This window comes from Pelotomaculum sp. FP, assembly GCF_004369245.1.
In the GTDB taxonomy this organism is placed as follows: Bacteria; Bacillota; Desulfotomaculia; order Desulfotomaculales; family Pelotomaculaceae; genus Pelotomaculum_C; species Pelotomaculum_C schinkii.
Map to the genome: position 1 here is coordinate 48,021 of NZ_QFGB01000025.1, position 8,562 is coordinate 56,582.

12 protein-coding genes are annotated in these 8,562 nt (G+C 46.5%); 7 read left to right on the top strand and 5 right to left on the bottom strand.

Annotated features, from left to right (window positions below; translation table 11 throughout):
- The first annotated feature begins 82 nt into the window (after positions 1–82).
- The 3 genes from Psfp_RS11360 (at position 83) to Psfp_RS11370 (ending at position 2,326) form a co-directional block, all read left to right on the top strand.
- Positions 83–1,075: a CoA-transferase gene (locus Psfp_RS11360; RefSeq protein ID WP_134218656.1), complete on the top strand. Its 993-nt coding sequence runs from the start codon at positions 83–85 to the stop codon at positions 1,073–1,075.
- Entirely contained in the window at positions 1,072–1,857 is a 786-nt protein-coding gene (locus Psfp_RS11365) for a CoA-transferase (protein WP_134218657.1), read from the top strand. The genes Psfp_RS11360 and Psfp_RS11365 overlap by 4 nt, the downstream gene beginning before the upstream one ends.
- Positions 1,858–1,975: 118 nt before the next feature.
- Positions 1,976–2,326, top strand: a complete 351-nt coding sequence (locus tag Psfp_RS11370; RefSeq protein WP_134218658.1) for a hypothetical protein — start codon at positions 1,976–1,978, stop codon at positions 2,324–2,326.
- Between the two features lie 141 nt (positions 2,327–2,467).
- Here Psfp_RS11370 and Psfp_RS11375 read toward each other — a convergent pair whose 3' ends face one another.
- The gene (locus Psfp_RS11375; protein ID WP_134218659.1) at positions 2,468–3,667 is read right to left on the bottom strand and encodes a VWA domain-containing protein; all 1,200 of its coding nucleotides are present in this window, start codon (positions 3,665–3,667) and stop codon (positions 2,468–2,470) included.
- A 23-nt stretch (positions 3,668–3,690) separates the two neighbouring features.
- On the bottom strand, positions 3,691–4,557 hold the full coding sequence (locus Psfp_RS11380) for a MoxR family ATPase (protein ID WP_134218660.1): 867 nt from the start codon (positions 4,555–4,557) through the stop codon (positions 3,691–3,693).
- 232 nt (positions 4,558–4,789) lie between these two features.
- Between Psfp_RS11380 and Psfp_RS11385 the strand changes: the two genes are divergently transcribed.
- Positions 4,790–5,551 (top strand): MerR family transcriptional regulator, encoded by a 762-nt coding sequence (locus tag Psfp_RS11385; protein ID WP_282434339.1) that lies wholly within the window; start codon positions 4,790–4,792, stop codon positions 5,549–5,551.
- A gap of 36 nt (positions 5,552–5,587) precedes the next feature.
- Positions 5,588–5,851 (top strand): hypothetical protein, encoded by a 264-nt coding sequence (locus Psfp_RS11390; protein WP_134218662.1) that lies wholly within the window; start codon positions 5,588–5,590, stop codon positions 5,849–5,851.
- 10 nt (positions 5,852–5,861) lie between these two features.
- On the opposite strand, the gene Psfp_RS11395 is transcribed toward Psfp_RS11390, so the two are convergent.
- Together Psfp_RS11395 and Psfp_RS21660 are read right to left on the bottom strand one after the other, a co-directional pair.
- Positions 5,862–6,584 carry a lipase family protein gene (locus Psfp_RS11395; protein WP_192895385.1) on the bottom strand — a complete coding sequence of 241 codons (723 nt, stop codon included), beginning with the start codon at positions 6,582–6,584 and terminating at the stop codon, positions 5,862–5,864.
- 59 nt (positions 6,585–6,643) lie between these two features.
- Positions 6,644–6,820 (bottom strand): hypothetical protein, encoded by a 177-nt coding sequence (locus tag Psfp_RS21660; protein WP_192895386.1) that lies wholly within the window; start codon positions 6,818–6,820, stop codon positions 6,644–6,646.
- A 29-nt stretch (positions 6,821–6,849) separates the two neighbouring features.
- On the opposite strand from Psfp_RS21660, the gene Psfp_RS11400 reads away from it, so the two are divergent.
- Together Psfp_RS11400 and Psfp_RS11405 are read left to right on the top strand one after the other, a co-directional pair.
- Positions 6,850–7,431, top strand: a complete 582-nt coding sequence (locus tag Psfp_RS11400; RefSeq protein WP_134218664.1) for a hypothetical protein — start codon at positions 6,850–6,852, stop codon at positions 7,429–7,431.
- A 156-nt stretch (positions 7,432–7,587) separates the two neighbouring features.
- A complete protein-coding gene (locus tag Psfp_RS11405) occupies positions 7,588–8,004 on the top strand; it encodes a hypothetical protein (RefSeq protein WP_134218665.1) in 417 nt (138 codons plus the stop codon).
- Positions 8,005–8,086: 82 nt separating this feature from the next.
- Here Psfp_RS11405 and Psfp_RS11410 read toward each other — a convergent pair whose 3' ends face one another.
- The gene (locus Psfp_RS11410) at positions 8,087–8,401 is read right to left on the bottom strand and encodes a demethoxyubiquinone hydroxylase family protein (RefSeq protein ID WP_134218666.1); all 315 of its coding nucleotides are present in this window, start codon (positions 8,399–8,401) and stop codon (positions 8,087–8,089) included.
- Positions 8,402–8,562 lie beyond the last annotated feature (161 nt).

The window sequence follows — 8,562 nt, forward strand, 5'->3', positions numbered from 1 at the left end:
TATAAAAGTATATTTGTTCTTGACGGGCTTATATGATTGAAAGTTATTGTATAAATGATATTTTAAAAGTGGAGGGAAATGGATGCCTAATAAATTGATATCCATGCAGGAAGCGGTTGCCCAATACACCTGGGACGGGATGCAGTATGCCCACGGGGCTTCCCTTTCCGTCGGAGCGGATTCGCTTGCATTCGGCCGGGAAATGGTCCGGCAGGGCAGGAAACACCTGCACGTGCTTTCCCACTGCTGCGCCCAGCAGCTGAACCTTCTGTGCGCGGCAGAGGCTGTCGACAGGATTGAAACCGCATTTTCCGGCCTTGAGGTTTACGGCTTTCCCTACGGCTTGAGAAGAGCGGTGGAAAGCGGCCGGACCGTTGTGGAGGACTATTCCAATTTAAACTTTTCATTACGGTTATTGGCCGGCGCTATGAACTGGCCGTTTTGCCCGACCGTTTCCGGTTATGGCTCCGACCAGGAGTGGCGAAGCGCTTTTTCCCCGGAGGAATACCCCTGCGAGCGGAAAATACCGGAGGTGATGGACCCCTTTACCGGAAAAACGTGTCATGTCCTTTCCCCGTTAAAACCGGATGTGGCTGTGATCCATGTAACGATGGCCGACCCGGACGGCAACGCCATCATGCTCGGTACGGAATGGAACCGCTATGAACTGTCCCGGGCGGCTAAAAAAGTCGTGTTGCAGGCCGACCTGATTGTCGACACCGGTTGTATGCGCCAATACCCCAACCTGGTGCGGATTCCCGATGTTGTGGTGGACGCGGTGGTTTATTGGCCGATGGGTGTTTGGCCGCAGTGCTCCACCGGTCTCTACGACAGCGATGAGGAGCACATGTATTATATGAACAGCGCCATGAAGACCCCGGAAGGCTTCGCAGAGTATAAACAAAAATATATCGACAGTTACAATACCTTTGAGGAGTACCTGGAAGTAATCGGGCAGGAAAGAATCAATAAACTTCAGGACACGACCACGTGGTATCTTATGGACCCGTACCGGAAATGGATCATGAGCGATGAGGAAATTGCTAAATTAACAGATGGGAGACAGCGCGGATGAATTACACCAGGCAAGAAATGATGGCGATAGCTGCCGGCAGGGAAATACGCGCGGGTGAGATGGCTATCTTCGGGGTAGGCTTAAGCATGCTGGCCGGCCACTTTGCCAAGCGTAACCATGCCTTTCATATCAAAGATTTAACCGAAAGCGGCATTTACGGAGCCACTCCGGTAGGGGGGCTTCCCTGGGGTGTGGAGGATAACCGCATCTCCTCCAATGCTACCTCGTTTACCAATTGCATGGACGCGCTTGGTGTGATGGTCGCGTCCGGCAGGTGCGATGTGGGTATCATCGGCGCCGCTCAGATTGATAAGTACGGCAACGTCAATACCACGGGCTTGTGGGCAGATCCCGCCAACCCGGTGTACCTGCCGCCGAAAACCAGGCTGAGCGGCAGCGGCGGCGCGCCCGAAATTGCTTCCGGCTGCAAGCGTTACATTATTATGGCGGCCCATGACAGGAAGAGGTTTGTTGACAAGGTGGATTATCTATCCTCACCCGGTTACCTGACCGGCGCAGCGGCCAGGGACCGGTATCATTTCCACGGCGGCGGGCCGGCGCTGATCGTTACCACGCTGGGCATCATGCGGCCCGATCCTGTGACCAGAGAGTTCATTCTGACAGAGTATTACCGTTCTTCCAGCATTGAAGAGATTAAGGAAAACACCGGCTGGGATTTAAAAGTCGCGCCTGACGTGAAACTGGTACCCGAGCCGACTCCCCGGGAATTGGAGAATTTAAGGGCGGTTGATAAAACGGGAATGCTCAGAAAAAAAGATTAGCAAATAGCAAGAATATTCCGGATTTGACGGTGAACATTGACAAACACTAAGATTGTTTTATAATAGGTATTAGTTAGGTGTTAATTAATACACTAATATTAATTAGAGGTACCCTAACGTGAAGCAAGACGATGTTCGAAAAATTGTCCTTTCAATACTAGAGGAATATGGCTTAATTGACCCGGATAGTCAGGCCAAGGAGAGCGATTACTATTTCCCTGATGAATTAAAGTTAACCGACCGTCAAAGAGAAGCGTTGAGTCATTTGATTAGAGGACTGGGTTTACAAGCTACCGCAAACGAAATGGGTATTTCTGTGAGTAAAGTTATCCACCATAGAAATGTTTTAATAGCTAACGGGTTTGGCTATTTGTTTAGAGGCGATAACGATATCCAGTGCCCTTTCTGCGGGCTGTTTTGCCGTTCAAAAGATGCTTTTTTTAAACATATTTACAAGCATAATAAATAATTAATTTTTGAATATTCATTTTGTTACTCACACCTCCAAACCATTGTACCTTTTTAACCCCCTTAAAGGACTTGCTAAGCGCCATACTTAGCCAAGTCCCTTTTTTTTGCTGGATTGCCGATTTTTCATTAAAATTAAGATTTATTTGGTTTTTGTCTTCAGTTTTTTCAACGCTTGCTCCAGACCTTCCGGCGTAAGTTCATACATGGGAAAGACCCTCTGGATCAGGGCGATACTATAATAACCCTCTGCTGTAGCCCAGCGATCGGAAGGGATAGGGTTAAGCCAGACCGAGAAAGGCAAATGCCTGGCCAGGCGCTCCAACCAAAAAAGTCCCGGTTGTTCGTTATACATATCCCAATCGATGGCGCCGCCACGCATTGTGAGTTCACTCGGCGCCATGCTGGCGTCGCCTGCGATGATCAGGCGGTAGTCAGCATTCAGAGAGCTCAATACATCATCGGTATTGACTGCGTTGCGCGGGATCAGGGCGGGACTGGTGTAAATGCGGTCATAAATGCAGTTGTGAAAGTAGTAAAACCGCATATCCTTGAAATGGGTAGCGCGGTGGGCTGCTGTAAAAAGGCGGCTGCAAATCTGCATGTATTTATTCATTGAGCCACCCGAGTCCATGAGCAGGAGTACCTTCATCGTATTACGGCGGGGACGCTCCCAGATCAACTTTAACTTGCCGGCATTTTTGCAGGTAGCGTCTATGGTGCCGTCCAGATCGAGTTCGTCCTTGGGTCCTTCCGTCCTGCTGCTGAACTGCCGCAGCTTGCGCAGCGCTACCTCAAAATTACGCACGCCGGTGATCTGGTCGTCCCGGAACTCCTGGTAGTGCCGTTCCGCAGCCACCTTGACAGCTGAGCGGTTAACAGATGTGCCCCCGATACGCACGCCGGCCTTGTGGTAGCCGGAATGGCCAAAAGGCGACCTGCCGCCTGTACCTATCCATTGCGAGCCGCCGTGGTGCTCGCCGTCCTGGTTTTTTAACCTGTCCTCCAGTTGGCGTCGCAGTTCATCCAGATCCCAGGGGGTAAACGGAGAACGCTCCCCAGGAGGGACATGCAGGGGCGGCAGGGAGTTGGCAAGCCAGTCCAGCGCTTGTTTAATAATATCATCTGTGGTTTCCAAGCCCTGAAAATGTTTGGCAAAGGCCAGGTCATAGCGATCGTAGTGCGCCTCGCTCTTAATAAGTACCGCCCGCGCCAGGTAGTAAAAGCCGGTCAGACTGGAGAAAGAAAGCCCCTTGGCCAGCGCTTCCATCAAGGTCATCCATTCATTTAAGGAGACCGGAACGCCCTCGCTTTTTAGCTGATGGAAAAAATTGATAAACAAAAGCTAGCACCTTCCTTACCCCTTTAACCTCGTTGACTGTAGGGAAAGGGCCTTTGCCTGCCTCCCCGTTCATGCTGGTGGCGTGGTATTCTATCTAAATCCTGGTTTTTTTTGAGCAACACCCCGAGGAAGGGCAACTCTCGACTGATTCGCTCCGGTTCGATGCCGCCGAGGGCAAGAGCCTGGACCCAGTCCAGAAGTTCGCTGGTGCTTGGTTTTTTGAGGAGGCCGCTGACATTGCGCAAACTGTAAAACGCCTCCATCGCCTGCTGCAGCAGATTCTCCTCCAGTCCGGGATGGTGCACTTTAATAATGCTCTTCATCATTTCCTTATCCGGAAAGTCGATATAGTGGAAGATGCAGCGGCGCAGGAAAGCGTCCGGCAACTCTTTTTCAGCGTTGCTGGTGATGATCACGATGGGCCTGTTTTTAGCGGTGATGGTTTCCCCGGTCTCCGGAATATAGAAACTCATAATGTCGAGCTCCCACAGAAGGTCGTTGGGAAATTCCAGGTCGGCCTTGTCTATTTCGTCAATTAAAAGCACTACCGGAACATCGGAGGTAAAGGCCTCCCCAAGCTTGCCGAGCCTGATATATTGCTTGATATCGGACACGTCCCGGTCCCCGAACTGGCTGTCGTAAAGCCGTTGCACCGTGTCATAGACATACAGCCCCTCCTGGGCTTTGGTCGTCGACTTGATATTCCATATGATGAACTTCAAGCCAAGGCTTTCGGCAGCGCTTTTTGCCAGCATGGTCTTGCCCGTGCCGGGCTCGCCTTTGACCAATAGCGGCCGTCCCAGGGCGATAGCGACGTTCACGCTGTTTTGCAACTCGTCCGACGCTATATAGTCCTTTGTGCCATAAAATCGAGAAAGTTTTTCCGACATAGATAACATTCTCCTCTATGAATTTTTTTGTATTTTATACAATATGATATAGCAGTACATTTCATACTAAGTTAATCATAATCCTAAGAACAAGCGGTGGCAAGTAATCTTTTAAATACCCATATTGACACGCGACGTCGTATGTCTTATAATAAGTTAGACATACGACATGCTATGTCGTATTGGTACAGAGAGGTGCTCACAGCTTATGAAGATGAGAGACTTACTGAATATGCTCGAGGGAAAAAATGTAACCGTAACTGAGAGAATGGTCAGGCATTACCTTGACCTGGGATTATTGCCGGAACCGGAAAGGCCCAGTAAAAACCAGGCTATATATAACGAAGAACATTTTAAACGGCTGCTGGCAATTGACATGTTTAAAAGCAATGGACTGTCCTTGGATGAGATTAAAACCAAAATGGATGAATTATCATACTACTTTCATCATTTTAGGGGAGAAGAAGTTATAGATGACCCCAATATGCTGGCCCGTGAAGAATTAGATGAAATATCCTTGGATAGATCTTTAATCGAGGCTGAATACCCTCATTTAACACAATCGCATCAATTGTACGCAAGGAAACAGGTCTTAAAAGAGCTGGATTGTTCCGAAGAAAACCTCAAAGCTGCAACTCAATTCCTGGGTATGCACAGTGAAGAGTATTTCGACAGCATTGACATGTTTGCTATTAAAACCTATATTTTTTATCAAAAAGCAAGAGAGCTGTACTTCCGTTTTGATAACACAATACCTGAAGTTTTTGACCAGGATGTTCCTTATGAACTGGATATCGAAAAAGAATTTCGTGATACTCTTGAGGCGGCTAAAATTATTGTCAGAACAGCAAACATGAATCCCTTCCTGAATATTTTATTGAAAGCAATGATAGCTTATACTGCAAAAGAATCTCTATTAAATAGAGAAATATCCGATATTACCTGGGAAGGCCTGAATCTGGGCTGGTTATATAAAACAAGATGTACCGATTAAGGAGATAAGAAGGATATTAAAGAAAGGGGGATTATCTTGAAAAAACGCTACTTTAAAATCCTGCTTGACTATGGACACCTGGGTAATAGGAATTCACTTGAAGTAGCCCGTTATGTAACCGCAAAGAATTGTGTGGACGCGTTATTTTTGGGAAACAGAATGCCGAGGGTTAAAAGGAAGCGGGAAAAAACAGGCGTCATAAAAGTAATAGAGATTTCCTACAGCGAGTATCTCAGAGGTCAAAAAAACGAAGCAGATCACTCGTACTTGCTTACATATAAGTCACGGAAGTGTAGTTAGTTTGACTGGTTCACAGGATGGCCAGCGCTTCCAGATAATTGTTGATGTCATGGTTTCCCTTAATGCTATTCATCTGAAATGATATTTTATAGTCGTGTTTAACATGCTGGTAATACAAGATCTTGCAGGGGCGCGGCGTTAAAATTATTACAGGCGGTAATTTAGGGACAAGATCATGCTGGTTGACGATACGGACACTGTTTGTTACCAGCCGGTTGTATTGAAAAGCAAAGATAGGGTTGCCAACTCTAGGTCCGGCAAAATTGTACATTACAGGCTTGAAAAAGGTGTTTACGGCCACGTCCAGGGCGTTGATTACGGCTAACGCAGCTCCGAGACTATGGCCGGTTATATAAATGTTTGAGTTTGCAGGGAAGCTTAGTAATGTATTGATAATCTGTTTCCTGCACGATTCATAGATGTCCATGAAGCCATGATGAACTTTCCCTCTGCCGGGGGCAAAGGCGTAACCGGTCTGGTAGGCATTTGCGTTAGCCAGCCAATCCGTTTCAGACTGAGTCCCCCTGAACGCTACAACGATATTATCCCCGGATTTAATAATGAAACCAAACCATTCAGTTCTGTTTATAGCAGTCGCTTTAAATCCTTCCACAAGACTGTATCCATCCGGAATATCAAAATCTCCGTCGTTTGCATATTGGTTATAAGTTTGCATGCATACTTTAGCGAGAAAAACGGCCAGTGTCTTGTCGATTTCATTAGTTGTTTCCATGTGAAGCTCCATCTAAAAAAATAGGGATAATAAAACTTATTCAATTTTGGAGCCGGCGGTTACAGCAAAAATAACTCGCCGGCGCCGTTGTTTTTCAACGGCAGTTTCACATGGGCTATCACAGCGCCGGCAGGAAATGAAAACTTCGCGATGTGGGTGCGCTGTTTAGGGTTGGCTTTGCATGGAACGCCTTGCTTTATTTTTCCATTCATCTGTAATAAAATATATGGTGACATAAATCGACTATTGTTAGGAAGTGTAAAAAATGGCGAAACAGAAAAAACAGGAGTTCGCATTAACGGTTTCCGGTTACGAATATGATAAAGAGCTAGCCAGAGTGCCGATCAAGGTTTTCCCCGCGCTGCAAGCGCTGGTTGCCAATCAGCATGATTTGATTGAGGTATTTCAAAAGCATGCGCCTGAACAAACCATCTTCCTGGAAGCGCATAGGGCCGAAATGATTGAGGTGGAAGAAACCATACAAAAGGAGTATGCAAAGTATTGCGCCAAGAAAGAAGAACAAAAAAGGAAAAGGGAAGAAAACGGGAAGAGCACAGACCACGCGTCTGTAGAAAACGGTAATAATTTTATACCTGGGGGATATGATGAATTAGTAATGGAGGAAGAAGCCTCGTTGGATAAAATGGCGGCTGCTATGAGCCCTGGACTTCCGTCTGCGAAATTTGAAACGCCCCATTCACAGATGCTCCCTGTAAAAAGTGAAGAAAAAGATATCAGACGCATTGCCATTGGCGCGTCAATAAAAGCTCTCAAAGAACTGCTGGGTCGCCAACTGACCAACCAGGAGATATCGGTTATTGAGACACAGGTTGATTCTTTTCTGTAAATGAAGACCTGTTCATGTAGCGCCATTTCAATTGAGCACGGCGGGTTAGCCGAACTTATATGGCTCTATGTTGCATTTGTGTGAATGAATGGCGCCCGCATTTTTTTGTGAAGGCGCTTTGTGGTATTGTTAGAGAAAAAGGGGAGGGCTGATTTCATGCGCAGTAGGCCGATACTTCTTATTGCACTACTACTTGTGCTTGTTTTTTGTTCGCTTACGGGCTGCTCCTTGCAGCAAGGCGCCGACGCGCCAAAGCCACAGCTTACCGAACAGGATGTGCGCAACGCTGTTACTGAACTGATTGACGGGATCAACAGCGGAAATATTGAGGTCGTAGAAAAATATGTAGGTCCTGCCGGAGCAGTTGCAGATAAACTGGTTGAAAAGCTGAAAAATAATATCAAGCTCTCTGATATCCGGGACGTTGCCATTAATGGAACCACAGCTCAAGCTGTAGTTACTTTAGAAGTGGTACCGCTGAATATAAAGAAGGATGTAACGTTAAACTTTAATGCAACTGATGTTTTGCTGTTGAATAACCCCCTTGGGCTAATAGCAGCACTGTTAATATAATATTTGTTGTGGTCAACATGACCGTTCCACAAACCTGCCCGGTCCATGCAACTTACAGGGCCGGGCAGTGGGTTAAGCAACTTTACTGCATGGGCATTTTAAAGCCTTGAGCTTGCTGCTGAATAATCTCTTGTTTTCCTTTTTCAGTAAATTGTCGTTCGTTTGGATTCAATAGATAAATAAGCTGCTGCAACTCACCCACATGCTGTCTTTCTTCATCAGCAATGTGATAGAGAACTTTCTTCACTCTCTCGTCGGACGTGGCCATTGCATGCGCTTCGTAACCGATGATTGCCTCCAGTTCACCTGCCATGTCGACACGCAAGGCCTGCAACAACTCTTCAGCGGATAATTGCCTTGGAACATTGGCGACAAAAGGGTCTCCTAACATTACCATATTGCAATCCACCTCGATCAAGTTTTTTTAGTATTATCTCATCTTTGACAGTTAAAAAATATAAAAAGCTTGAAAGCCCTGTGTTTGCAAGGTGTTCAAGCTTTTTTGTATTTTAAAAAAGTGAGTAATTTTTTTATTTCTTAGTAGTGGTCAAAATTTTT